Annotated in this window: 17 protein-coding genes; 7 read left to right on the top strand and 10 right to left on the bottom strand. The window is 62.4% G+C overall.

Annotation, left to right across the window (positions count from 1 at the left end; translation table 11 throughout):
- Positions 1-300: 300 nt before the first annotated feature.
- The 4 genes from ACVWZ5_RS06130 to ACVWZ5_RS06115 are packed head-to-tail and all read left to right on the top strand — an operon-like array spanning position 301 to position 3743.
- On the top strand, positions 301-1014 hold the full coding sequence (locus tag ACVWZ5_RS06130) for an ABC transporter permease (protein WP_028689613.1): 714 nt from the start codon (positions 301-303) through the stop codon (positions 1012-1014).
- A 13-nt stretch (positions 1015-1027) separates the two neighbouring features.
- On the top strand, positions 1028-1939 hold the full coding sequence (locus ACVWZ5_RS06125) for a glycine betaine ABC transporter substrate-binding protein (RefSeq protein WP_084941952.1): 912 nt from the start codon (positions 1028-1030) through the stop codon (positions 1937-1939).
- A complete protein-coding gene (locus tag ACVWZ5_RS06120) occupies positions 1936-2589 on the top strand; it encodes an ABC transporter permease (RefSeq protein WP_062572878.1) in 654 nt (217 codons plus the stop codon). Before ACVWZ5_RS06125 ends, ACVWZ5_RS06120 begins: the two co-directional genes overlap by 4 nt.
- Positions 2586-3743, top strand: coding sequence for an osmoprotectant ABC transporter ATP-binding protein OsmV (locus tag ACVWZ5_RS06115; protein ID WP_084941953.1), 1158 nt, complete (start codon positions 2586-2588; stop codon positions 3741-3743). The genes ACVWZ5_RS06120 and ACVWZ5_RS06115 overlap by 4 nt, the downstream gene beginning before the upstream one ends.
- 141 nt (positions 3744-3884) lie before the next feature.
- Here ACVWZ5_RS06115 and ACVWZ5_RS06110 read toward each other — a convergent pair whose 3' ends face one another.
- From ACVWZ5_RS06110 to ACVWZ5_RS06090, 5 genes are all read right to left on the bottom strand, one after another.
- Complete coding sequence (locus ACVWZ5_RS06110; protein WP_457340468.1) at positions 3885-6302, bottom strand: TonB-dependent siderophore receptor; 2418 nt, start codon at positions 6300-6302, stop codon at positions 3885-3887.
- A 108-nt stretch (positions 6303-6410) separates the two neighbouring features.
- Entirely contained in the window at positions 6411-7394 is a 984-nt protein-coding gene (locus ACVWZ5_RS06105; protein WP_411830316.1) for a FecR family protein, read from the bottom strand.
- Positions 7342-7872: a sigma-70 family RNA polymerase sigma factor gene (locus tag ACVWZ5_RS06100; protein WP_084941955.1), complete on the bottom strand. Its 531-nt coding sequence runs from the start codon at positions 7870-7872 to the stop codon at positions 7342-7344. The genes ACVWZ5_RS06105 and ACVWZ5_RS06100 overlap by 53 nt, the downstream gene beginning before the upstream one ends.
- 87 nt (positions 7873-7959) lie before the next feature.
- Positions 7960-12276: an NACHT and WD repeat domain-containing protein gene (locus ACVWZ5_RS06095; protein WP_143514910.1), complete on the bottom strand. Its 4317-nt coding sequence runs from the start codon at positions 12274-12276 to the stop codon at positions 7960-7962.
- Positions 12263-13102, bottom strand: a complete 840-nt coding sequence (locus ACVWZ5_RS06090; RefSeq protein WP_084941957.1) for a hypothetical protein — start codon at positions 13100-13102, stop codon at positions 12263-12265. Before ACVWZ5_RS06090 ends, ACVWZ5_RS06095 begins: the two co-directional genes overlap by 14 nt.
- 669 nt (positions 13103-13771) lie before the next feature.
- Between ACVWZ5_RS06090 and ACVWZ5_RS06085 the strand changes: the two genes are divergently transcribed.
- Positions 13772-14935: a type III PLP-dependent enzyme gene (locus ACVWZ5_RS06085; RefSeq protein WP_028689608.1), complete on the top strand. Its 1164-nt coding sequence runs from the start codon at positions 13772-13774 to the stop codon at positions 14933-14935.
- Positions 14936-15055: 120 nt separating this feature from the next.
- Here the strand turns inward: ACVWZ5_RS06085 and ACVWZ5_RS06080 are convergent, their stop codons facing one another.
- Both ACVWZ5_RS06080 and ACVWZ5_RS06075 read right to left on the bottom strand, forming a co-directional pair.
- Positions 15056-15805, bottom strand: a complete 750-nt coding sequence (locus ACVWZ5_RS06080; RefSeq protein WP_028689607.1) for a tetratricopeptide repeat protein — start codon at positions 15803-15805, stop codon at positions 15056-15058.
- A gap of 3 nt (positions 15806-15808) precedes the next feature.
- Complete coding sequence (locus tag ACVWZ5_RS06075) at positions 15809-16489, bottom strand: Fe2+-dependent dioxygenase (RefSeq protein WP_062572874.1); 681 nt, start codon at positions 16487-16489, stop codon at positions 15809-15811.
- Positions 16490-16712: 223 nt separating this feature from the next.
- Here ACVWZ5_RS06075 and ACVWZ5_RS06070 point away from each other — a divergent pair, with 223 nt between their 5' ends.
- Together ACVWZ5_RS06070 and ACVWZ5_RS06065 are read left to right on the top strand one after the other, a co-directional pair.
- On the top strand, positions 16713-18950 hold the full coding sequence (locus tag ACVWZ5_RS06070; protein ID WP_084941960.1) for a TonB-dependent receptor: 2238 nt from the start codon (positions 16713-16715) through the stop codon (positions 18948-18950).
- A gap of 101 nt (positions 18951-19051) precedes the next feature.
- Positions 19052-21607 carry a PepSY domain-containing protein gene (locus tag ACVWZ5_RS06065; RefSeq protein ID WP_457340467.1) on the top strand — a complete coding sequence of 852 codons (2556 nt, stop codon included), beginning with the start codon at positions 19052-19054 and terminating at the stop codon, positions 21605-21607.
- Between the two features lie 71 nt (positions 21608-21678).
- Here the strand turns inward: ACVWZ5_RS06065 and ACVWZ5_RS06060 are convergent, their stop codons facing one another.
- The 3 genes from ACVWZ5_RS06060 to der all read right to left on the bottom strand — a co-directional run bounded on the left by ACVWZ5_RS06060 (position 21679) and on the right by der (position 25327).
- Positions 21679-22470: an amidohydrolase gene (locus ACVWZ5_RS06060; RefSeq protein WP_050704052.1), complete on the bottom strand. Its 792-nt coding sequence runs from the start codon at positions 22468-22470 to the stop codon at positions 21679-21681.
- The gene (locus ACVWZ5_RS06055; protein ID WP_062572872.1) at positions 22458-23606 is read right to left on the bottom strand and encodes a pyridoxal phosphate-dependent aminotransferase; all 1149 of its coding nucleotides are present in this window, start codon (positions 23604-23606) and stop codon (positions 22458-22460) included. The genes ACVWZ5_RS06060 and ACVWZ5_RS06055 overlap by 13 nt, the downstream gene beginning before the upstream one ends.
- Before the next feature lie 257 nt (positions 23607-23863).
- On the bottom strand, positions 23864-25327 hold the full coding sequence (der, locus tag ACVWZ5_RS06050) for a ribosome biogenesis GTPase Der (protein ID WP_023630727.1): 1464 nt from the start codon (positions 25325-25327) through the stop codon (positions 23864-23866).
- Positions 25328-25425 lie beyond the last annotated feature (98 nt).

Below are 25425 nucleotides of genomic sequence, written 5' to 3'. Positions count from 1 at the left end.
TTACTTCAACGCCTTCAGCACTTAAATACGCCGTTTTTTCTCGTCATGTTTACAAGCAACCAGTTATTAACACTGGCCAAATGCCGCCCAAGATGGGAACCTTTCCCTCCACGGAGACGTCCACTCCCCTGCAACCCGCTTCGGTTCAGGGCTGGTTTCACCTGCTTCACGAGCCCGACGGGGTTCGGCTCATGGCCTGATGCCGCGCATCGGGCTGCTGCTCGCGACCACGCTGCCCGCCGCCAGGAATGGCCGGCCGCACGGGGGTGTGATCGCCGACTATAAAAAAGGAGTCCGCCTGTGGCTGCACGCTACGGAAAAGGGCTGTTGGGATGGGCCGCCGTGCTCGTCATCCTGGCCCTGCTGGTCCACTGGATCGGCATCGACACGATCGCCCGCTACCGCGACGATCTTGGGTTCTACCTGCAAGCGCACCTGGTCCTGGTGCTGGCTTCGATGGCGGCGGCGCTGGCCGTGGGCATCCCCGCCGGCATTGCCTTGAGTCGACCGCACCGGGTCGACAAGGCCGAGCGCTTCATGCAGTTTTTCAACGTTGGCAACACCATTCCTCCCCTGGCCGTCCTGGCCATCGCCCTGAGTATCCTGGGCATCGGCGCAGGTCCCGCGATCTTCGCGCTGTTCCTCGCCTCCCTGCTGCCCATCGTGCGCAATACCTACGAGGGCCTGAAAAACGTCCCCGCCTCGCTCAAGGAGGCCGCCACCGGCATCGGCATGACCCCGCGCCAGCAGCTGTGGCAGGTGGAACTGCCCAATGCCGTGCCGATCATCGTCGGCGGGGTGCGCGTGGCCCTGGCGCTGAATGTCGGTACCGCGCCGCTGGCATTCCTGATCGGCGCCAACAGCCTGGGCAGCCTGATCTTCCCCGGCATCGCCCTGAACAACCAGCCGCAGCTGTTGCTGGGTGCCGCGTGCACCGCGCTGCTGGCCCTGGCGCTCGACGCGCTGGTGAGTTTCTCCAGCAAGCGCTGGCTGGAACGTGGCCTGGCCCGTTAACGAGAGGGAAACCATGAAGAAGACAATCGCCCTGTTGCTGGGCGCGGCCCTGCTATGCGCAGGCTTTGCCCAGGCAGCGGAAAAGCCGCTGATCCGCATTGGCGCGCGGGTGTTCACCGAACAGACCGTGCTCGCCGAAATCACCGCCCAGTACCTGCGTAGCAACGGCTTCGATGTACGGGTGACCGCCGGCCTTGGCAGCAACATCGCCCGCCAGGCCCAGGAAACCGGCCAGCTCGACCTGATGTGGGAATACACCGGCGTCTCGCTGGTGTCCTACAACCATATCGACGAGCGCATGCCCAGCGCCGCAGCCACCTACGCCCGGGTCAAGGCACTCGATGCGAAGAAAGGACTGGTCTGGCTGACTCCGTCGAAATTCAGCAACACCTATGCCCTGGGGCTGCCCCGGCAGGTCGCCGCGGCCTACCCGCAGGTCAACACCATCAGCGATCTCAACCAAGTGCTGCGTGACGAGCAAGGCCGCAACCACCTGGTGGCCCTGGACACCGAGTTCGCCAACCGCCCCGATGGCCTGGTCGGCCTGCGCGAGATGTACGGGCTGCCCCTGGACCGGCGCAACATCCGCCAGATGGATGGCGGCCTGGTCTACACCGCGATGCGCAACAACCAAGTGTTCGCCGGCCTGGTCTATACCACCGACGGGCGCCTGGACGCCTTCGACCTCAAGCTGCTGGAAGACGACAAGCACTACTTCCCCGACTACACCGCGGCGCCCGTGCTGCGCAAGGCGGTACTCGACGCCCACCCGCAGCTGGCCGCCCTGCTCGAGCCGCTGGCCAACCAGCTCGACGACCAGACCATGCGCAAGCTCAACGCCCAGGTCGATGTCGAGCACCAGAGCCCGACCGTGGTCGCCGCGGCGTTCCTGCGTGAGCACTCCCTCGGCGAGGTACAACCATGAACCTGCTCGACACCTTTGCCCATCTCGACTGGGCGCAAGTCCTGCAACTGACCGGGCAGCACATCACCCTGGTCGGTATCGCCGTGGGCCTGGCCATCGTCGTCGGCGTGCCGCTGGGCATCCTGATGACCCGCTTCCCGGTGTTCGCCGGCCCCCTGCAGGCCAGCGCCACGGTGCTGCTGACCATCCCCTCGATCGCCCTGTTCGGCCTGCTGCTGCCGTTCTACTCGAAGTTCGGCCAGGGCCTGGGGCCGATGCCGGCGATCACCGCCGTGTTCCTTTATTCACTGCTGCCGATCCTGCGCAACACCTACCTGGCCCTGACCAACGTCGAGCCGGGCATCCGCGAGGCCGCCCGCGGCATCGGCATGACCTTCGGCCAGCGCCTGCGCATGGTCGAACTGCCCATTGCCGTGCCGGTGATCCTCGCCGGCGTGCGCACCGCCGTGGTGATGAACATCGGCGTGATGACCATCGCCGCGACCATCGGCGCCGGCGGCCTGGGCGTGCTCATCCTCACCGCCATCAGCCGCAGCGACATGTCGATGCTGCTGGTCGGCGCCGTGCTGGTCAGCCTGCTGGCGATCATCGCCGACCTGCTCCTGCAAACCCTGCAACGTGCCCTGACTCCAGAAGGACTGCGCCCATGATCGAACTGAAGAACCTCAGCAAGACCTTCAACGTCAACGGCAAGGACGTCAAAGCCGTCGACGCGGTCAGCCTCACCGTCAACGAAGGCGAAATCTGCGTGTTCCTCGGCCCTTCGGGCTGCGGCAAGAGCACCACGCTGAAGATGATCAACCGCCTGATCACCCCGACCTCGGGCCAGGTGTTCATCAACGGCGAGGACACCAGCGCGCTGGACGAGGTAACCCTGCGTCGTCATATCGGCTATGTGATCCAGCAGATCGGCCTGTTCCCCAACATGACCATCGAGGAGAACATCACCGTGGTCCCGCGCCTGCTCGGCTGGGACAAGCAGAAATGCCACGACCGTGCCCGCGAGCTGATGCACATGATCAAGCTCGAGCCCAAGCAGTACCTGCAGCGCTACCCGCGCGAGCTCTCCGGCGGCCAGCAGCAGCGTATCGGCGTGATCCGCGCGCTGGCCGCCGAGGCGCCGGTGCTGCTGATGGACGAGCCGTTCGGCGCGGTCGACCCGATCAACCGCGAGATGATCCAGAACGAGTTCTTCGAGATGCAGCGGGCGCTGAACAAGACGGTGATCATGGTCAGCCACGACATCGACGAGGCGATCAAGCTGGGCGACAAGATCGCCATCTTCCGCGCCGGCAAGTTGCTGCAGCTGGATCACCCGGACACCTTGCTGGCCCATCCGGTGGACGATTTCGTCAGCAACTTCGTCGGCCAGGACAGCACGCTCAAGCGCCTGCTGCTGGTCCGCGCCGAGGATGCCGCGGACAACGCACCGTCGGTGAGCCCGCAAACGCCGGTGAACGACGCGCTGGAACTGCTGGACGAGCATGACCGGCGCTACGTGGTGGTCACCGATGAGCAAAACAAGGCGCTGGGGTATGTGCGTCGGCGCGACATGCACCGCCAGCAAGGGACGTGCGGGGATTTCCTGCGGCCGTTCAATGCCACCGCGGCGCATGACGAGCACCTGCGCATCCTGCTGTCGCGGATGTACGAGTTCAACCGGGCGTGGTTGCCGGTGCTGGATAGCGAAGGCGTGTTCCTGGGGGAGGTGACGCAGGAGTCGATTGCGGCGTACCTGAGCTCAGGCAGGTCGCGGGGCGGCAAGACCAGTATCGTGTCGCCGGCGGAGGCAGTAGTCTCCTGATGGATAGCCGGGGGCGCTTTGCGCCCCATCGCGACACAAGGCCGCTCCCACAGGTATAGCATCAGCCTCCAGGCCGGCGCAGTACCTGTGGGAGCGGCCTTGTGTCGCGATGGGCCGCACAGCGGCCCCGGCAATCTCGAATCAGAACCCTACACTGGCCTGCACATAGAACGTGCGCAGCTCCCCCACATAGAGCCCGGCGTTGTTGTCGCTGGAGCGGGTGAAGTACTGCTTGTCGAAGAGGTTCTTCACCCCCGCCGCCAGCTTCAGGTTCGACAGCTGCGGCCCGAAGTCATAGCCGCCACGGGCATGCCAGGTCACGTACCCCGGAATATCGCCATACTGCCCGTCGGCACTCGGCTCGGTGATGTAGTTGCCGTTGAAGCTGCCGTTGGCATTCATCCCGGTTCCCGGCGCGCGCTGCTTGGATTGGGCGTAGGCGTCCAGATTCCAGGTCCAGCGGTTGATGGCGTAACGCAGCCCGGCGGTGGCCACCTGGCGCGAGTAGAACGGCAGGTCGCGCCCCTTGAAACCGGGGATATCGCCTTCGTAGGTGGCGCGGGTATAGGTGTAGCCACCATTGACCGACAGCCCCTCCAGGCGCGGGTCGAGCCCGGCCAGGTCATAGCGCACCGAGGCCTCGATGCCCTGGTGCTTGGTCGCCCCCAGGTTGGTCCAGCCGATGTCGTTGCTGATGTATTGCAGCTCGTCGTCGAAGTCGATGTAGAACGCGGTCAGCTCACCGGCGAAACCGCCGTTGTCGTAGCGCGTACCCACTTCGTAGGTCTTGGCCTTCTCCGGCTCCAGGCCGTTGGCCGTGCTGTTGCCGGTACCGCCCTGGCCCAGCTGGAAGTACTGCAGGCTGCCGAACGAGGTCTCGTAGTTAGCGAACAACTTCCAGGCGTCGGACATGTGATACATCACACTCAGCGCCGGCAGCGGTTCGTTGCTGGTAATGCTGCGGTTCTTCTCCGCCACCGGGCGGTAGTTGGCGTCCAGCACCGGGCGATCGCGCCAGTCGGTGTTGATGTGCTCGAAGCGGATGCCCGGGGTGATGGTCCAGTTGCCGACGTCGATCTTGTCGTCGATGTAGTAGGCGCTGGCCTCGGTGCCGCCGCTGCGGTCCTGGAACACATGGCCGTCGGAGGTCGGGGTGACGGTGGGCACGTTGTCGACCAGGGCCAGGCGCGTGGACTGCTCGCGCATGGCTTCCTTCAGGTAGCGATAGCCGACGCTGACTTCCTGGGTGGTCGGGCCGACAAAGAAGATCCGCGACAGGCGTGGCTCGATGGCGAAGGTGTGGTAGTTGCGCGGGTACGACGACAGGGTCTTCATGTCGCGCGCGGCGATGGCGCTGCCACGGAAGCTGTCGGTGTAGTAGGTCAGCACCTCGAACTGGGTGGCGTCGTCGATCTGCCGCAACCACTTGAACGACACGTCCTTGCGCCGGCCGCTGAAGTAGTCGTAGTCACGCACCGACTGGTAGGGGTCGTGGTCGTACTGGGCCTGGGTCAGGCCGCCGGGCATGTCGGCACGGCCGTCGTAGTAGTGGAAGTTGAGCCAGAACTCGTCGACATCGGTCGGCGCCCAGTGGGTCTTGAGCATCACGTCGTCGATATCGTTGTCGTTGTTGCTGCTGCGGTAGCCGTCGCCGTTCACGCCGGTGTACAGCAGCGCCACGCCCATGCCGTTGTCGGCGGTGCCGCCGACGAAGGCCGACTCGGTGTGCTTCCAGCCGCCATGGCGGGAAGTCTCCAGGGTGGTGGTCAACTCGCCGGTGGCCTTCTCGGGAATCGCCCGGGTCACGAAGTTGATCACCCCGCCGACGTTCTGCGGGCCATAGCGCACGGAACCGGCGCCGCGCACCACATCGATGCTGTCGAGGTTGCCCGAGGAGATCGGCGCCATCGACAGCTGCGGCTGGCCGTAAGGGGCGAAGGCCGCCGGGATGCCGTCGATCAGCACGGTCGAGCGCGGCGACAGGCGCGAGGTAAGACCACGCACGCCGACGTTCAGCGACAGGTCGCTGCCGCCGGTGCCGTTGGAGTCCTGCACCTGCACGCCGGGGATGCCGCGCAGGGCATCGCGCACGTTCATCGTGCCCTTCTCCACCATCGCTTCGCGGCGCACCACGGTACGAGCACCGGGATGATTCTGCACCACGCTCTGCTGGGCGTCGCCCAGCCAGTCACCGACCACTTTCACATCGGTGGGCGCCAGCTCCAGGCTGCCGGTGGTCAGGGTGCCGGCGGCCTGGACCGGCTTGACCACCACGGTGTCCGCGGACTGCTCGAAGGTCAGCCCGCTGCCTTGCAGCAGTTGCTGCAAGGCCTGCTCCGGCGCCAGGTTGCCGGACACCGCCGGAGCCTGCTTGCCGTCCACCAGTTCGGGGCTGAAAAACAGCTGCAGGTGGGTCTGCTGACCCAGCTGCTTGAGTGCGCGCGCCAATGGCTGGGCCTGGATCTGGATGCTGTCGGCGTAGCTGTTGCCGGCGGCGGCGCTGACCGCGAGGGCCAGCGCCAGGCGGCGCAGCTGGGGAAGGGGCTTATTGTTGTTCACGTCTTCGAGGAGTCCTGAGAGTCGGGATAAACGCCAACCGCATGCAAATGGAAATGCTTGGCAGTTGCAGCTGGCGGGGAAGACGAACGAACGGAAAAAAACCTGAATTTATTTCAGAACAATTTCGCTGGAGCCATCCGGACGGGTCTTCACCTGCACCGGCAGGATGCTCGGCAGTGCGCGCAACAGTGCGTCCGGGTCGTCGGTGCTGAAGGTGCTCGACAGGCGCAGCGCGGCGGCCTTGCCGGGTGCCACGTGCAGCGGCTGGGCGCGGTAGCGGGAGACTTCCGCCACCACCTCGCTCAACGGCGCGTTGTCGAACACCAGCTTGCCCTGGCGCCAGGCGGTCACGGCGTTGACGTCGACTGCATAGGGCGCGGCGACCTTGCCCTGGGCGTCGATGTGCGACCCCTGACCGGCGCCGAGCAGCGCCAGCGACTCGGCCGCGCCCTGCACCTTCACCGAACCCTGCTCCACCGCCACGCGGGTGCTGGTCGGTTCCTGGCGCACATCGAAGCGGGTGCCGGTGACGGTGACTTCACCCTGGGCGGTGCTCACCACGAATGGCCGGCCACTGTCGTGGGCGACGATGAACATCGCCTCGCCCATGCCCAGGCGCACATGGCGACGCCCCGCTGAGAACATCACCTGCACCTGGGTGGCACTGTTGAGTTCCAGCCTTGATCCGTCCGGCAGGTCGACCTGACGCCGCTCGCCCAGGGCCGTGCTCAACGTGTCCTGATGGTTGAGCTGCTGGTACTGCCAACCTGTCCAGCCCAGACCCAGCGCGGCCACCGCTACACCGGCCGCCAAGGCCTGGCGCAGCAGGCGGCGGCGTGCAAGCTGGCGCACCGGCTCGGGCTGGCACAGCGCTTCGAGGCGTTGTCGGGGGATGAAATCGGCGGCGCGCCACAGCTGTACCAGGCGCTGGTACTCCTCGCGATGACGTGGATGCTCCGCCAGCCAGGCCTGCAAGGCCTGCTGCACGGCGCTGTCATCCGGCGCCTCCTGGGCCCGGGCGAACCAGCTGGCCGCCTGCTCACCCACGGGGTCGGGCGCGTGCAGTCTGATCAATGGGGCCTCCTGACTCATCTGGCCGACAGTGCTCACGCAGATGTCGGAGCGTGCGGATCATATACTTTTCGACCATGTTCTTGGTCAAACCCATGCGCTCGGCGATCTCGGCCTGGGTCAGGCCCTCGAGTTTCTGCCAGATGAACACCCGGCGGCAGTTGAGCGGCAACTCGGCCAGCGCCCGCTCGACGCTGTCAGCCAGTTCCAGGGCTTGCACGTAGGCCTCCGGGTCGCCGCCATTGGCGGCGCCGTCGGCGAACGCCTCAAGTTCCAGTGCCTGGCGACGGTCCTCGCGGCGAAAGCCATCGACGGCAATGTTGCGGGCGGTCTGGTGCAGGTAGGCACGCGGCTGCTCGACCTGCTCGCTCGGGTTTTCCAGAACCCGGACAAAGGCGTCGTGGGTGAGGTCCTCGGCCTGCTGACGACTGCGCAGCTTGCGTGTCCAGGTGCCGATCAGCTCATGGTAGTGGTCGAGGAAGCCTTTGGGTCCGGACACGGTCGGGGGTCGTCAGGGAGGCAGATGAGGTCGCAAATAATAATTCTTCTCAAAAGCAACCGCAAATCAAACAACCGAAGCAGACCGTCATACGTCGGTTGATGGATCAAAACCGACAAGTCCTATCATCATCACTGAGTCCCTAGTGACGACGACGATGCGCGAGCGATCCAGGAACCGAATCATGTGCACAGGGGCTCCCAATTCGATTTGTCTCAGTAACTGCAAATCACCATCCCAGAATCGCAAAGCTCCGTTCTCCGAGCCACCGGCTAGCAAGACACGCTCACTGTCCTCACAAAATGCCAACGCACGAAAATTGTCACCAGAGTGAGTGGGTCCCTTGCACGCGACACGTTCACCTGAAGACCAGCGCCATATTGCGATGGCACCAGACTCCGTGCCAGCAGCGATCAACTGATGCTGTGCGCTCTGTGCGATGGCGTTCACTCGCGCAGTGGCGCTACCCGGGATGTAGTACGTCTTGAACGCATCGAGACCTTTTATCGGCATAGGGGTCAGGGGATACTCTGCGACCATTACCTTGGAGTACTTACTGGCAAAAACAGTACGTACTTCATTTCCCTGTAGCATACAATCCAGACTGCTGATGGGTTTATCTTCCTCACCGAATGAGAGCTGATAAGACCAACGCCCTACCTGCTCGAAGGTATCGACTTCCTTCCTCGTCAATGCATCAAATATACGAACGGCGTTTACGTTACCTTCATTGATAGCTGCGAAAATCAACACGCGCCCGTGGAGCCGAACAACTTCAATTCTCCATATATCTTGACCAACCTCGATCACTCCAACTCCGTTATGAGTCTCGTTAGTGTCGATCTGCCAAATCCGTCTTCCGTCAGCAACCAGCAGCACATAACCATCCGACGTGTCGTATCCGGATATGCCGTTGATACGTACACTTTCATCTAGCACCCACCGTCCAAGCTCAATACCTGAAAGCACATCCAGCGCAATGATCAGTCCCCTTCTGACACCACAGTACAAGATAGACGGAGGGCCAGCCCGCAGGAATGCACAGCGTATGACGTCATCGATTGGATATGCGTGATCAACTCCCCCCTTGTCAGTGGGCTCCTCCGGTAGCGGCCACATTGACACCGCGCCCGCGTTGGCGCTGAGCAAGTAGCCATGCCTGTCAATACGGGCGATCTGACTCCAATGAGTCTGGGTATTGTTTTCCCTCCAGATTCTGGAAGGTCCGCTACTAACCGCCATGCCATCCATATCAACCCGCCAAGTTTGGATATGATACTGAGTTCGAACATGCACAACCGACCTGTCGGGGGTGATTTCTGCCCAAAAGCCATACAGCGGGGAGGTCGACTGGTAGACCTGCTCTAACTTATTACCCAGACACTTCCAGAGAAATCCTGCCCCAGCGCAAGTCTGTATCGCCGCAAAAACACTTCCATTACACGTATGCAGCTCAATGGATTCAACATCGATATCCAGATCTCGCGGTGTACGCCACACCGGCTTGATACTCATATCCCACAACGTAAGCGCCCTCGCAACAAGCTTGCCTTGGCTGTGAGTACATCCGCCTGATAGTAAACGAAGGCCCTTCGCCGTGCGCAGGAAGGCCAATGAGAATATGTGTGCTCTGGAGGCGCTCTGGCGCTCCTGCAGTATTTCAAAGCCCTGCAATGCCCATATACGGATGGGATAAGTGTGATGGCTGCTAGTAAAATGCCTGCCGCTTTCATGAGCAGTCGCACACAACAGACGACCGTCGTGCTCAACCAGTGCAAGCGCCTTTACCGCATCAGCCTTGCCTTCATGTTGAGAAGCAAACCATTCACTACCCGTGCGCAAATTGATCGCCCCAAGAATGCCACCCTCGCCTGCCATTACCAGTATCTGGCCATCATGCGTTGCCATGGTTGACAGGCAATTGACCCGCTTGCCAGCGATCGGATGCCACGTCGCAAGCTGCATCCCGTCATCCAGACGAATGACTTCGATCAGCCCATCGGCACGCCCAATAAGCGCTATGGCTTCCTCGCCCTCCCATTTATCGACCCCCAACGCCGTTACAGGTGAGTCTCGTCGAGCGAGTATCTGCCCCACGTCCGGACGTCGTGAGAAAGACCAAACAGGCATCCATGAAGATTGTCCGGACGCCTCAAGCTGTTTCGCTTCTGCCAAATTACGTTGTAGAAGCGCACAGGCAAACGGGCCTGGGCGCTCATGTTCGGGTAGATCCCTCAGGCTGCCATAAATACTAAGATAGGCCTCAGCTAACGGGTACTCGTTTGCCCGACTCAGTTTCAGATGACGACGCAGTCCGACAGGATCGCTCGAAAGCATCAATGCGGGATCGCCGAGAACATCACCCAACCTATCGGCCTTGCTGGCGTAGGAAGCCAGGTGACGCTTGAAGTGAGGGTGAGCCAGATGCCATAGCCGGCGCCCCTCGTCGTTGGCAGGTACAGACTTGACCAACGCATCCCAAAGAAGGGCGTGGCTCCTCTGTTGAACTGACGCAGCCCCTCGCAGATATTCAGCCAACTGTTCGTGATAGAGCCTATAGACCGAGCGTTCATCTTCGACGGCCTCGACAATGAAGGGGGCTGCAAGTTGCCGGACGTTGACGATATCGGCATCATCGATCCGAATACCGCTTAAAGCACCTGCCACTTCCGTCCAAAGCTCGGCCCATGGTAGCCCTTCCCCTTGAGCGAACGCCAAGGCACGCAAGGTCGCCTTGACTACTTCTCGGCTTGTTTTGTGTACCGTAGGCTCGATAGTGGATAAGAACTGGTTAAAAGCTTTGTCTAAACCATCGGGTAACTCGTCTTCCCAGTCTGGAGCCGAAGTGTCCACACAGTCACCTTTGAGCAATAAACTCAACACCGCCGTGTGCGCCACAAGAAAAACATGTCCAGCCCGCCTGGCCAAGGCGTCACCCACCTTCCGGGCAATCTGTTCCTGACCACGATAGGGACTGTACTTATCAGGCTCCTCACTCGCCATTAGGCGCCTGTACACATAACGTGCGACTTGATCCTGTTCGATATGTACAGCGCTATTCAAATCTATTTCCAGCGTGTCAAAACCCAACGCTTGATAGCGTCGCTTTCCTCCAACACTGTCGGGTCGCGTACCCAATAGCAAGAAAACCTTCCCCGTTCTGATCATGGGTTTTAGAAGCCGCAGAACTATAGCATCTGCATCGGGAGACTCATCAAGTGCATCAATGACAACGTTAAACTTACGCTCACTGTCACGCCACTTGGACAACAACACTTCCGGATCGTCAGTTGGAGCATCTCCCAAAGCCGAACTTATTTCCTGCACTACATTGATCAGAAATTTAGAGCGCGCATGAACTACAGAGTCGAATATACCAGGCCTCGGCACAGGGTAATCTTGCATCTCATCAGAGCACGTCTTCAGACAGCCTGCGTAACGAACATCAGCCAATGTGACCAGCCTGGCCAAAAGTGCAGACTTACCTGTTCCGGCTCCCCCCGTAACAACCAGAACATTAAATTTTTCAGAGGGTTGTTTGAGCCAATCACAGATTATATCCAGCGCGTGTTGGCGCCCAGTGAAGTAACTGGCTTCAGTGCCAGGTTCCACGCCCCTCGCCTTGGGCAGCCAGTGTTGCTCGAAAGCTCGCTGGCTTGCCAAATCCAGTCCAGCAGCCATTCGGGGATCAAAATGGGGATTGGGGAAAAGCAGACAGCGTTGCTGCTGATTGACGGTAAACAGCAGAGGCTCCTGAGCTGGGAAGTGGGCCCTCAAGTATTGAGTAATACCGTGAATGACCTCGTCCATGGCCAGGTAGCGCTGATTCACTCCGCCAAAACGATAGTCCGGATTTTCCAGCGTGACGGCCAACGCCTTACTGAACGCCCGTTCGTCGGCGACATCTTTGGGCATCGCAGACGCCAGGATGTGCAACTGTGGAAATATATTCTGTTTCTCGGCGAAGCGCAGGCTGACCTTTACCGATTCCAACGCACCCAGTCCTGCCTGGCAAACATCCAGAATCAGCAATATCTGGCTGGCCTTCGCCCCTATCAAGACTCGGGTCAACTCCTCAACCGGGATCGCTTGCTGCCCGAAGCTCGCCGCTTGCGGCCTCGAGTCAGATGCAAGCAGGTAAAAGCGATCCGTCGAATCAGCGTGACCTGTGTAGTAGATCACCAGCAAGTCCTGTTTGGTACTTTGTGCCGTGAGCTCCTGGATCAGCTGTTCAAGCGTTGCCCGATCCGGATCAAGCACGTTGCCGGCATGCTTGTAATTCAGCTTTGAAAAAGCATCCGCGACCGTCTCCAGCTCCTCCTCGACACCATCAAGTGCATTGAGGAACTCGAACGTCGCCCGTCCTGCGGTCAACAGTCGACGATTATAGTTATCGCAATCCATCGGCTATGGCCTCCCCCGCTTCCTCGCTGGAAAGGTACCGGTTGGCATCATGGGCGCCTGGGAACTGGCCGCTGAGCACGCGCTTGTCAATCACCTCGCCGAACAACGGAGCCAGTGCCTTGGTGAAGGCGACAACATCGTTGTCCGCAGAAATGTTGGTCCATTTGCTCACGCTCCCCGGCCATTGCCCGCGACCCTCAAGCGGGACTGGATCAAGTGCGTCGAAAATAAGATTACGGATCCCAAGAGGAGAGCCCAGCGTTACCAGATGCGTGACAGGCCAATGTGGGTTGGCACACAGAGCCTCATACGCGACCACCGATCCGAGTGAGTGGCCGACGATAACCCGTGTGTCCTGATTCACTTGCGCTTCGACGCGCCCCCGCGCCGCCAAACGAACTTGCTTGTCAGTGACATAAGCCCGGACCTGCTTCAGGTCCGCCACCATGAAGCGCTGACCAACAGCATTGAACACCTTCGAGCGGCCCAGCGCGTCCAACCCTCGCTGACACCAATCTGCCACTCCTTTACCTAATAGCTTGGGACTACGTACCGCCTGATCGGTTCGCGCAGCCTCCTCCCACCACAGGCGCAACAGATCAACCTCCCATGCCGTCAGATTCTGCGCGTCTAACGATGCTCCACCCGACTTCCCCTTTCCCCTGAAAAGGTCGCCGTAGAACGCCATTGCAAATGTCGCCTCGGCACATGCTGTGTAACCAGCCCGAGTCAATCCATCCCGGAGGGCCGGCAGCCATTTCTGCTCAAGCAGTTGCTCACCTTCGAACTGCTGCCCGATCCCATGTACACCGATAATTCTTGGCATCAATGCCTCTCTGACTCTGCCCGCCCACACGGCGATCCGTGTAGTGACAACCGGATAAATAATGGCCTCATGATAGCCACCCCGCAGATAAAATGGCGAAAACGAGCTGGGTGATATCCTCCGATGCTGATCTGTCGAAAAAAATCATCGTGAAAACGCGCCACCTCCACGTGAACATAAATGTGAACAGCACCATCGCCGACCGGCGCAACGGCTCATAGGCAATAAGTAGATCACCGGCGACTTGTGGGTGTTTCGCTGCGAATGGCTGCGAACAGTCGCTTATGTTTCGCTTGACGGCAATCGCATCACTTTCGCTGACGTTCCACTATTTTTTACAGATTCCGCAATTCTGGAACCTAATCACTCCAGATCGGTCGTTTACTGAGTATGTAACCCGGTGAAAGGCGACGAACGCGTTGCGATTACCTGTTGATCTCACAGAAATCACGTCCTAAAGTGCGCGCCGAACGTCCATGCTGGAAACGATCCATCCGGCTCAAGTACTGACGACGAGACAGCAAGGTCACCCGCCGCCCTTTCCCGGCACGGTTGACCTTTTTGCTTTCGGCGACATGCCTTGGGAAGTAGGCGAACCAAAGTGGGGATACGGATGACGTTCAGTGTGCTGCCACTTATCTTTTCAGTTTGCCCATGGAGCCCTTGAGCATGTCGATCCAGGTCGAAGACTACTTTGCGCGTGACACCTTCCAGAAGATGAAGGCGTTCGCCGACAAGCAGGAAACCCCGTTCGTACTCATCGATACCCAGATGATCAGCCAGGCCTATGACGACCTGCGCGCCGGTTTCGAATTTGCCAAGGTCTACTACGCGGTCAAGGCCAACCCGGCGGTCGAGATCATCGACCTGCTCAAGGAGAAAGGCTCGAGCTTCGACATCGCCTCGATCTACGAGCTGGACAAGGTGCTGGGCCGTGGCGTCAGCCCCGATCGCATCAGCTACGGCAACACCATCAAGAAGTCCAAGGACATCCGCTACTTCTTCGAGAAAGGCGTGCGCCTGTACGCCACCGACTCCGAAGCCGACCTGCGCAACATCGCCAAGGCCGCGCCGGGCTCGAAGGTCTATGTGCGCATCCTCACCGAAGGCTCCACCACCGCCGACTGGCCGCTGTCGCGCAAGTTCGGCTGCCAGACCGACATGGCCATGGACCTGCTGATCCTCGCCCGCGACCTGGGCCTGGTGCCCTACGGCATCTCCTTCCACGTCGGCTCCCAGCAGCGCGACATCAGCGTGTGGGACGCGGCCATCGCCAAGGTCAAGGTGATCTTCGAGCGCCTGAAGGAAGAAGACGGCATCGAGTTGAAGCTGATCAACATGGGCGGTGGCTTCCCGGCCAACTACATCACCCGTACCAACAGCCTCGAGACCTACGCCGAGGAAATCATCCGCTTCCTCAAGGAAGACTTCGGCGACGACCTGCCGGAAATCATCCTCGAGCCTGGCCGCTCGCTGATCGCCAACGCCGGCATCCTGGTCAGTGAAGTGGTGCTGGTGGCGCGCAAGTCGCGCACCGCGGTCGAGCGCTGGATCTACACCGACGTGGGCAAGTTCTCCGGCCTGATCGAAACCATGGACGAGGCGATCAAGTTCCCGATCTGGACCGAGAAGAAAGGCGAGACCGAGGAAGTGGTGATCGCCGGCCCGACCTGCGACAGCGCCGACATCATGTACGAGAACTACAAGTACGGCCTGCCGCTGAACCTGGCGATCGGCGATCGCCTGTACTGGCTGTCCACCGGTGCCTACACCACCAGCTACAGCGCGGTGGAGTTCAACGGCTTCCCGCCGCTGAAAGCCTACTACCTGTAATGCACAACGGGGCCGCAAGGCCCCGTTTTCAATTCCATCGCGGGGCAAGCCCGCTCCCACGCCTGTGGTGAATACCCGTGGGAGCGGGCTTGCCCCGCGATATGACCGGAACGGACATACTCAAGTACCGCGCAGTTCGATCTCTTCGGCATAGCGCGCCGCATGGGCCATCAGCGCCGGCCCCGCCCCCTGCAACGTCACCAGCGCACTGCGCAGGAAATTCAGGTTGCCCTCGACCCTGGCCCGTTCCAGCCATGGCCCGGCCTCCCCGATCTCCCCCCGCTCGGCCAGCACCAGCGCCAGGCTGAACATCCCGCGAAAATCCCCGGCCTCGGCCGAACGCCGATACCAGCGCACGGCCCGGGCAGGGCTTGGCGCGGTGGCAATGCCCTGCTCCAGGTAGCGCCCATACAGGTTCATCGACTTGGCATGCCCCAGCTGTGCGGCTTTTTCGTAGCACATCAACGCCTGGGCCTGGTCGGCCGGCACCCCGCGCCCGGTGGCCAGCAGGTTGGCCAGGTTGTACATCCCCCAGTCCAGGCCGGCGTCGGCGGCACGGGCATAGTGAATGGCCGACTGCGCCAGATCCACCTCGCCACCCCAACCGTGCTCCAGGCACCGGCCGAGCATGTTGTGCGCCATGGCGCTGCCGCCCTGGGCGGCGATGGCGAACCAACGGCGGGCCACACCGGCATCTTCTTCGATACCGCGTCCATCGAGCAGGATCTGCCCGAGCAGCAACTGCGCCTCGACCACCCCCTGCCCCGCCGCCGCGAGGATCGCCTGGGCGGCCTGACCCGGGCTGTGTTCGAGCATCGCCTGCAACCCGGCCACATCCACCACATCCTCACGACGCAACTGATAGGACACGGCTCAGACCTCGGCCCAGCGACGCAGCAGGTTGTGATAGGTGCCGGTCAGTTGCAGCAGCGACGGATGCTCGGGCACATCGGCAGTGAGCTGGCGGACCGCGTTGTCCATCTCGAACAGCAAGGTGCGCTGGCTGTCTTCGCGCACCAGGCTCTGGGTCCAGAAGAACGCCGCATAGCGCGCACCGCGGGTGACCGGGTTGACCTTGTGCAGGCTGGTGCCGGGGTACAGCACCATGTCGCCGGCGGCCAGCTTGACCTCGCGCACGCCATAGGTGTCCTGGATCACCAGTTCGCCGCCGTCGTAGCTGTCCGGATCGCTGAGGAACAGCGTCGAGGACAGGTCGGTGCGCACCCGCTCCGGGCTGCCCTTGGGCTGGCGCAGGGCGTTGTCGATGTGGAAGTCGAAATTGCCCCCTTCGCGGTAGCAGTTGATCAGCGGCGGGAACACCTTGTGCGGCAGCGCCGCCGACATGAACAACGGGTTGCGCCACAGCCGCTCGATCAGCGCATTGCCGATCTCCTTGGCCAGCGCATGGCCCTCGGGCAACTGCAGGTTGTGCTTGGCCTTGGCCGACTGGTACCCCGCGGTGATCTTGCCGTCGGCCCAGTCGGCCTGCTCCAGGGCCTCGCGGATGCGCGAGATCTCATCGGCGTCGAACAGCCCGGGAATGTGAAGCAGCATGGCGGCGGCACCAGATATGACCATAGGAGCGTCAATGATATTGATTCACTTTTACCTACCACAAGCCCCTTTATTCATGGCACGACGGATGAGACCGCAAAAACCGTAAGGCAAAATTGTAAAGAATGTAAATTTCTGGCGAATGGTAACGCTTCTCAATTGTTCCTTACATTCGCTTACATTAACATCCACGGCCTTCATACCTTGGGGAAGGTCTACAACAATGCGTCACGTGCCATCTGCAGTGAGTTCACCACGTCTGCTCGCCTCCGCCATCGGCGTTGCCGTCACCGCCGCCGCTTCACAAGGGGCGCTGGCTGCCGAGCAGGGCACGGATGCCGTCATCTCGCTGGACGCCACCAGCGTGAATGCGACGCAGGATGCCACCACCTACAAGTCGGACACGGCCAGCTCGAAGAAGTACACGGCTCCCCTGCGTGAAACGCCGAAGAGTGTCACTGTCATTCCGCAGCAGGTCATCCGTGACACCGGGGCTACCACCCTGGTGGACGCATTGCGCACGACCCCAGGCATCACCTTCGGTGCGGGCGAGGGCGGCAACCCCGCGGGTGATCGACCGATCATCCGCGGCTTCAATGCCGAAAGCGATGTGTTCGTCGACGGCATGCGTGATGTCGCCTCGCAAAGCCGCGAAATTTTCAACGTCGAGTCGGTCGAAGTGAGCAAAGGCCCCGGTTCGGCCTTTACCGGCGCCGGCTCCACTGGCGGCAGCCTGAACCTGGTCACCAAGACTGCAAAATTGGGTGATGCTTACAATGGCGGCTTCACCTGGGGCAGCGACCAGACCAAGCGCACGACCCTGGACCTGAACAAGCAGTTGACCGACAGCTCGGCCTTTCGCCTGAACCTGATGAAGCACGAGGCCAATGTCGCCGGTCGTGACGATGTGGATGTCAGTCGCTGGGGCGTTGCCCCCTCCTTTGCCTTCGGCCTGGGCACCGATACCCGGGTCACGGTGGGTTACTACCATCTCAAGACCGACGATATGCCGGACTACGGCATCCCGCTGAACCGCAGTGCCACGCGCAGCAAGTACAACGTGGACGGGCCGGCGCATGTCGATCGCGACAACTTCTATGGCCTGAACGGTCGCGACTATCGCAAGACCAGCAACGACAGTGGCACCTTGCGCATCGAACATGACCTGAACGACAACCTGACACTGTCCAACAGCTTGCGCATGTCGCGTTCGACGCTCGACTACATCGTCACCAACCCTGATGACAGCAAGGGCAACGTTGCCAACGGCACGGTCTATCGCTCCACCAAGAACCGCAACTCCACCTCCAAGGGTTGGGTCAACCAGACCGACCTGAGTGCCAAGTTCAACACAGGCTTCATCGAACACAGCCTGGTCACTGGCCTGGAGTTCACCTACAGCGACACCCACAACCGTGGCTATGTGATCACCTCCGCCGCGGGAACCGGCACGACCTGCAACCCCGCGCTGCTCGCCTCCGGCGATTGCACCAGCCTGTACGATCCGTCCCCGGACGATAGCTGGTCGGGCACCATCACCGACAGTCCGGCCTACACCGACACCGACACCAAGACCAGCGCCGCCTACGTCTTCGACACCCTCACGTTCAATGAACAGTGGTCGCTGAACCTCGGCCTGCGCTACGACGACTACCAGACCAAGTCCAGCGGCTACAGCACCGGCGGACGAGGCTCGGTGGCCGGCGACTTCTCCCGTGAAAACAATGCGCACCTGTGGAACTACCAAGTGGGTGTGGTCTACAAGCCCCTGCCAAACGGCAGCGTCTACGCGGCCTGGTCGACGTCCAGCAACCCGTCGGGTGAATCCAGCGGCAACGGTGGCCTGGAACTGGCCACCAACAACAGCAATCTTGATCCGGAACGCAATCGCAACTACGAAATAGGCACCAAGTGGGACTTCTTCGACGAGAACCTCTCGCTCACTGCCGCCCTGTTCCGTACCGACAAGACCAACGCACGGGTCACCGACCCTGACAATGCGACGTACCAGGTGCTCGATGGTGAGCAGCGAGTCCAGGGGCTGGAGCTGACCTACGCCGGTAACCTGACCAGCAAGTGGAAGGTCTACGGCGGTTACACCTACATGGAGAGCGAGATCGTCAAGACCACCACGGCAGCGAACCAAGGCAACCATATGCCGAGTACACCGCGGAACAACTTCACCTTCTGGTCGACCTACGACATCGTGCCGCAGCTGACCCTCGGTGCTGGCGCGACCTTCGTCGACGCCCGCTTCGGTGACGAGGCGAACTCCGTCGAAGTACCGTCCTACTGGCGCTACGACGCCATGGCGACCTATCGCCTGACCAAGAATGTGGACCTGCAGCTGAACCTGCAGAACCTGACGGACAAACGCTACTTCGACCAGGTGTTCTCGACCCACTACGCCCATGTGGCCGCTGGCCGCACTGCCTTGATGAGCGCCAACTTCCACTTCTGATGCAGCGCACCAGGCCCCGTTCATTCGCTTGAACGGGGCTTTTGCGTATCAAGGCATAATGCACGCCGCGCAGTCCCTGGCGGCAATACAAGGTGATCGATGTGGTGAAGAAGACGCTGTTCCAATTGCACTGGTTCCTTGGCATCACCGCCGGCCTGGTGCTGGCGCTGATGGGCGTGACCGGCGCGATCTGGTCGTTCCAGGAAGAACTGCTGCGGGCATTCAACGCCGAGGTACTCAAGGTCGAGATCCGCCAGGAAGGCGTGCTGCCACCGGCCGAGCTGGTCCGCCGGGTCGAGGCCGCGCAAGGCGACAAGGTCTCCATGCTCTGGGTCGATACCCGCGAGGGCAACGCCGCGCGAATCTTCTTCACTCCTGCCCCCGGCGAGCGCCGTGGCGCGCTGCGCTACGCCGACCCGTACACCGGCGAACTCAAGGGTGACGTGGCCGGCCTGGGCTTCTTCAACCTCATGCTCAACCTGCACCGGTTCCTGGCCATGGGCGACACAGGCCAGCAGATCACCGGCGCCTGCACCTTGATGCTGATTTTCTTCTGCCTCTCGGGGCTGTACCTGCGCTGGCCGCGCAAGGCACTGAACTGGCGGACCTGGCTGACGTTGGACTGGGCGAAGAAAGGCCGCGCCTTCAACTGGGACCTGCACGCGGTATTCGGCACCTGGTGCCTGCTGTTCTACCTGCTGTTCGCCCTGACCGGACTGTTCTGGTCCTACGAGTGGTACCGCGAAGGCCTCAACCGGCTGCTGGCCGACCAGCCCGCAGCCGGCGAGCAGAAGCGTGGCGAAGGCCGCGGCGGTCGCCATGGCCCGACCAGGGTGGACAAGAACGCCCCGCCTCTTGTTGTCGACTACGATGCCATCTGGACCAATCTCAAGGCCGCCGCAGGCCCCGGCCTGTCCACCTACAACCTGCGCCTGCCACCGGCCGGCGGGCAACCGGCGACCCTGTTCTACCTGCTGCAAGGCGCCGACCACGAGCGCGCCCTGAACACCCTCACCCTCGACCCGGCCACCGGCCAGGTCAAGCGTCACGAGCGCTACACCGACAAGTCGTTCAAGGCCCAGTTGCTGCAGAGCGTCTACGCCCTGCACGTGGGCAGCTACTTCGGCCTGCCGGGGCGGATCATCGTCACCCTTGCCAGCCTGACCATGCCGCTGTTCTTCGTCACCGGCTGGCTGCTGTACCTCGACCGTCGACGCAAGAAGCGTCAGGTTCGCGCCGCACGTGGCGCGGTGGCCCCTCAGGCGAATGACGGAGATAGCTGGTTGATCGGCTTCGCCAGCCAGAGCGGCTTCGCCGAACAGCTGGCCTGGCAGAGCGCCGGCCAACTTCAATCCGCCGGCTTGCCGGTGCAGGTACGCCCGCTGGCCGAATTGGGCGAAACCGAATTGCGCCAGGCCAACCGAGCACTGTTCGTGGTCAGCACCTTCGGCGACGGCGAAGCTCCGGACAGCGCCCGTGGCTTCGAGCGCAAGGTCCTCGGCCAAGCCTGGCCGCTGGATCACCTGAACTACGCCCTGCTGGCCCTGGGCGACCGCCAGTACCCGCACTTCTGCGGCTTCGCCCGCCGGCTCCAGGCCTGGCTCGGCGAACGTGGCGCCACCTGCGCCTTCAGCCCGGTTGAGGTGGACAACGCCGATCCCGCCGCCCTGCGGCTGTGGCAACAGGAACTGACGCAACTGACCGGCGCCCGCCCGGTCGCCGCCTGGCAGCCACCAAGCTTCGGCAACTGGCGCCTGTCGCGCCGCGATCAGCTCAACCCCGGCAGCCAGGGGGCGCCGGTGTACCTGTTGGGCCTGCAGGCAGATGCGCCCGCAACCTGGGAAGCCGGTGACCTGATCGAAATCCTGCCACGCAACGGCCAGCCCCGTGTCGATGCCTTCCTTGCCGGCCTGGGCCTTGACCCAGGCAGCCCGGTGCAGCTCGACGGCCTGCAGGAAACCCTGGCACAGGCCCTGGCCAGCCGCCAGTTGCCGGTCAGCCGCGAACACCTGATCGGCCTGCATGCCCAGGCACTGGTCGACGCACTGATCCCGCTCACCGCCCGTGAATACTCGATTGCCTCCATCGTCAGCGATGGCGTGCTGGAGCTGATCGTGCGCCAGGAGCGCCACGCCGATGGCAACCTGGGCCTGGGCTCCGGCTGGCTGACCGAATACCTGCCGCTGGAAGGCAGCGTCAGCGCGCGCCTGCGTCGCAACAGCGGTTTCCACCTGCCCGTCGAATCGGCGCCCTTGGTGCTGATCGGCAATGGTACCGGCCTGGCCGGTCTGCGCAGCCTGCTAAAGGCCCGCATTGCTGGAGGCGAGCAACGCAACTGGCTGCTGTTCGGCGAACGCAACCGGGCGCACGACCTGCTGTGCGGCGAGGAGCTGCAGGGCTGGGTGGAAAGCGGCGACCTGCAACGGCTGGACCTGGCGTTTTCGCGGGACCAGGCGCAGAAGATCTATGTGCAGGACGTGCTGTTGCAGCAGGCCGCCGAGTTCAAGCGCTGGATCGAGGATGGCGCTTGCGTGTATGTCTGCGGCAGCCTGCAAGGCATGGCGGCCGGGGTGGATGCGGCGTTGCAGGGGATGCTCGGCGAGGCTGTCGTACACCAGTTGATCGAGGATGGGCGGTATCGGCGAGATGTGTACTGAAGCCTGAAAGCATCGCGGGGCCAGCCCGCTCCTACGATACCGTGGGAGCGGGCTGGCCCCGCGATTGGCCCTTAATGCAGATCGAAGGTATCGGCATCCAGGTTCGCCGGGAACCGCGCCCGGTACGCCGCCAGCTCCGCCGCCCGCAACACCACGGTGAACACCCCGTCGGCCTCGCCCGCGCTCAGCAGGCTCTCGCCCTGGAAGTCCAGCACCTGGCTGTCGCCGGAGTAGGCGAAGCCCTTGCCATCGGTGCCGACCCGGTTCACCGCCGCGACGAAGCACAGGTTCTCGATGCCCCGCGCCGGCAGCAGGCGGTTCCAGTGCAGGCGCCGCGCCGCCGGCCAGTTGGCGGTGTACAGCAGCAGGTCGGTGTCCTGGGCGTCGCGGCTCCACACCGGGAAGCGCAGGTCGTAGCAGATCAGCGGGCGGATCCGCCACCCCTTGAGCTCGAACTGCACCTGGCGCTCGCCCGGAGTGTAGTGCTTGTGCTCGCCGGCCATGCGGAACAGGTGACGCTTGTCGTAGTGCAGGATCTCGCCGTCGGGCCGTGCCCACAGCAGGCGGTTGCGGTGGCTGCCGTCGGCGGCCTGGATGATCACGCTGCCGGTGATCACCGCGTTGGCTTTCTTCGCCTGGGCCTTGAGCCATTTGTAGGTCGGGCCGTTTTCCGGCTCCGCCAGGCTTTCGGACTCCATCGAAAAACCGGTGGTGAACATTTCCGGCAGGACCACCAGGTCCACCTCGCCGGCCTGGCCGATCAGCTCCTCGAAGTGCGCGTAGTTGGCCTCGCGGTCGTGCCAGGCCAGGGTGGTCTGCACCAGGGCGATTTTCAGGTTCGGCAGTTGACTCAGATCGCGCATAGTTTCTCCGCTGCCTGGCGCAGCGTCTCCTCGCGTTTGGCAAAGCACAGGCGCACCAGGCGCTGCTCGGGGATGGGTTGCTGGTAGAACACCGACACCGGGATGCTGGCCACGCCATGCTCACGGGTCAGCCACAGGGCCATGTCGACATCGTTCAGGTCGGGCCGGATCTGCGAATAGTCCACCAGTTGGAAATAGGTGCCCGGCGTGCGGGTGAAGGTGAAACGCGAGGCCTGCAGCAGGTCGCAGAACAGGTCGCGCTTGGCCTGGTAGAAGGCCGGTAGCTCGTCGATATGCTCGGGGTGCTCGGCCATGAAGTCGGCCAGCGCGCACTGCAAGGGAGTCACGCCACAGAAGTTGACGTACTGGTGCACCTTGCGCAGTTCCGCGCTGAGGGCCGGCGGGGCGACCACGTAGCCGGTCTTCCAGCCGGTGACGTGGTAAGTCTTGCCGAACGAGCTGACGACGAACGCCCGCGAATAGAGCTGCGGGTGGGCCAGCACGCTGGCATGGCGCACACCGTCGTAGATCAGGTGTTCGTAGACCTCGTCGCTGACCAGGTAGATATCGCGGTCGCCGATCAGCCTGGCCAGCTGGTCCAGGTCGTCACGGCTGATCAGCGCGCCGCTGGGGTTGTGCGGCGAGTTGAGGATGACCATGCGCGTGCGCGGGCTGAGCGCGTCGCTGAACTTTTGCCAGTCGATGCTGAAATCGCCGTCGCTGAGCGGCACATGCACGCAGCGCCCGCCGGCCAGTTCCACGGAGGGCTCGTAGCTGTCGTAGCTGGGGTCGAAGACGATCACCTCGTCGCCGGCATGGATGACCGCCTGGATGGCGCAGAAGATCGCCTCGGTGGCACCGGGGGTGATGGTCACTTCCTGGTCGGCATCGACGTTCGCGCCGTACAACCGGGCGATCTTCGCTGCTACCTGCTGGCGCAGTGCCGGCAGGCCGGTCATGGGCGAGTACTGGTTATGCCCGGCGGCCACATGACGACCGACGGCATCGAGCAAGGCCTGGGGACCGTTGAAGTCAGGAAAGCCCTGGGAGAGGTTGAGCGCACCGGTCTGCATGGCCAGTTGCGACATGGTGGTGAAGATGGTCGTGCCGACGTTCGGCAGTTTGCTGCGGATCATGGAGCCCTCTTTCCTGGGGTTTGTCCGGCACGGGGTTGGGTCCGAGCATAGCGGATCAAGCAGTCAGGAAAAAGGTTGAAACAATAGGGGGATTGCGGTGGGTCAATCGTTGCAACCCAACAGCAGAATGAAGCGTGGGAGCGGGCTTGCCCCGCGATGAGGTCAGATCAGGCAGTCAATTGACCTGAACAATCTCATCGCGGCGCAAGCCCGCTCCCACGAGGCCCTTACCAACGAGGGTTCTGCAAGCGCTGTTACTAACGCTTGTCGCGGCGCTTCTTCTCGGCCTTCTTGTGGTGCGACATCAAGCGGCGCTTTTTGTTGACCTGGCGATCGGTGAGGGTGTTCTTCTTGCCCTCGAACGGGTTGTCACCACCCTTGTACTCGATGCGGATCGGTGTGCCGACCAGCTTGAGCACCCGGCGGTAGGTGTTCTCCAGGTAGCGCGAGTACGAGTTGGGGATCTTGTCGGTCTGGTTGCCGTGGATCACGATCAGCGGCGGGTTGGCGCCACCAAGGTGGGCATAGCGCAGCTTGATGCGGCGACCGTTGACCAGCGGCGGCTGGTGTACGCTGATGGCGTCTTCGAGGATCTGCGTCAGGCGGCTGGTCGGCCAGCGGGTGACCGCCGACTTGAACGCGGCCTGCACCGACTTGTACAGGTGGCCCACGCCGGTGCCGTGCAGCGCCGAGATGAAGTGGATGTCGGCGAAGTCGACGAAGAACAGCCGGCGTTCCAGCTCGGTCTTCACGTAGTCGCGCTCGCCCGGCTCCATACCATCCCACTTGTTCAGGGCGATGACCACGGCGCGGCCGGCGTCCAGGGCGAAGCCCAGCAGGTTGAGGTCGTGGTCGACCACGCCTTCGCGGGCGTCCATGACGAAGATCACCACGTTGGCGTCCTTGATCGCCTGCAGGGTCTTCACCACCGAGAACTTCTCGACTTCCTCGTGGATCTTGCCGCGCTTGCGCACGCCAGCGGTGTCGATGAAGGTGTACTTCTCGCCATCACGCTCGAACGGGATGTAGATACTGTCGCGGGTGGTGCCCGGCTGGTCGTACACCACCACGCGCTCCTCGCCGAGCATGCGGTTGACCAGGGTCGACTTGCCGACGTTGGGGCGGCCGATGATGGCGATCTTGATGCCGTCTTTCTCGCTCGGGCCGGGAATGCGCGTGGCTTCCTCGCCTTCGGCGACATCCTCGTCGAGGGCTTCTTCCTCGGGATCACGGGGAATATGGCCGAGCAGCGACTCCATCAGGGCGTTGATACCGCGGCCCTGGGAGCCCGCCACCGGGATGGCGTTGCCCATGCCCAGCGGCGAGAACTCGGCGCGGGCGATATCGGGATCGATGTTGTCGATCTTGTTGGCGACCAGGATCGCTTCCTTGTTCCGCTTGCGCAGGTGATCGGCGATCATCTGGTCGGCGGCGGTCATGCCGGCGCGGGCATCGACCAGGAACAGCACGTAGTCGGCTTCCTCGATGGCCATCAGCGACTGCTCGGCCATCTTCTCGTCCATGCCCACTTCGTCACCGGTGATACCACCGGTGTCGATCAGGATGTAGGAACGACCTTGCCAGCTGGCATCGCCGTACTGGCGGTCACGGGTCAGGCCCGACAGGTCGCCGACGATGGCGTCGCGGGTCTTGGTCAGGCGGTTGAACATGGTGGATTTACCGACGTTCGGCCGGCCCACCAGGGCGATTACGGGAACCATGCGGCTCTCCACTCTTGAATTCTTGAAAATGCAAAGGCCGCTGCAAGGCAGCGGCCGGAGTTCGGGCGGCGCTTCATGCGCCGCGGCCTGAGCCCGCG

The organism is Pseudomonas sp. TE6283, assembly GCF_054060555.1.
The sequence above is the reverse complement of the archived record's forward strand: the minus strand, read 5'-3'. Positions and strand labels throughout refer to the sequence as shown.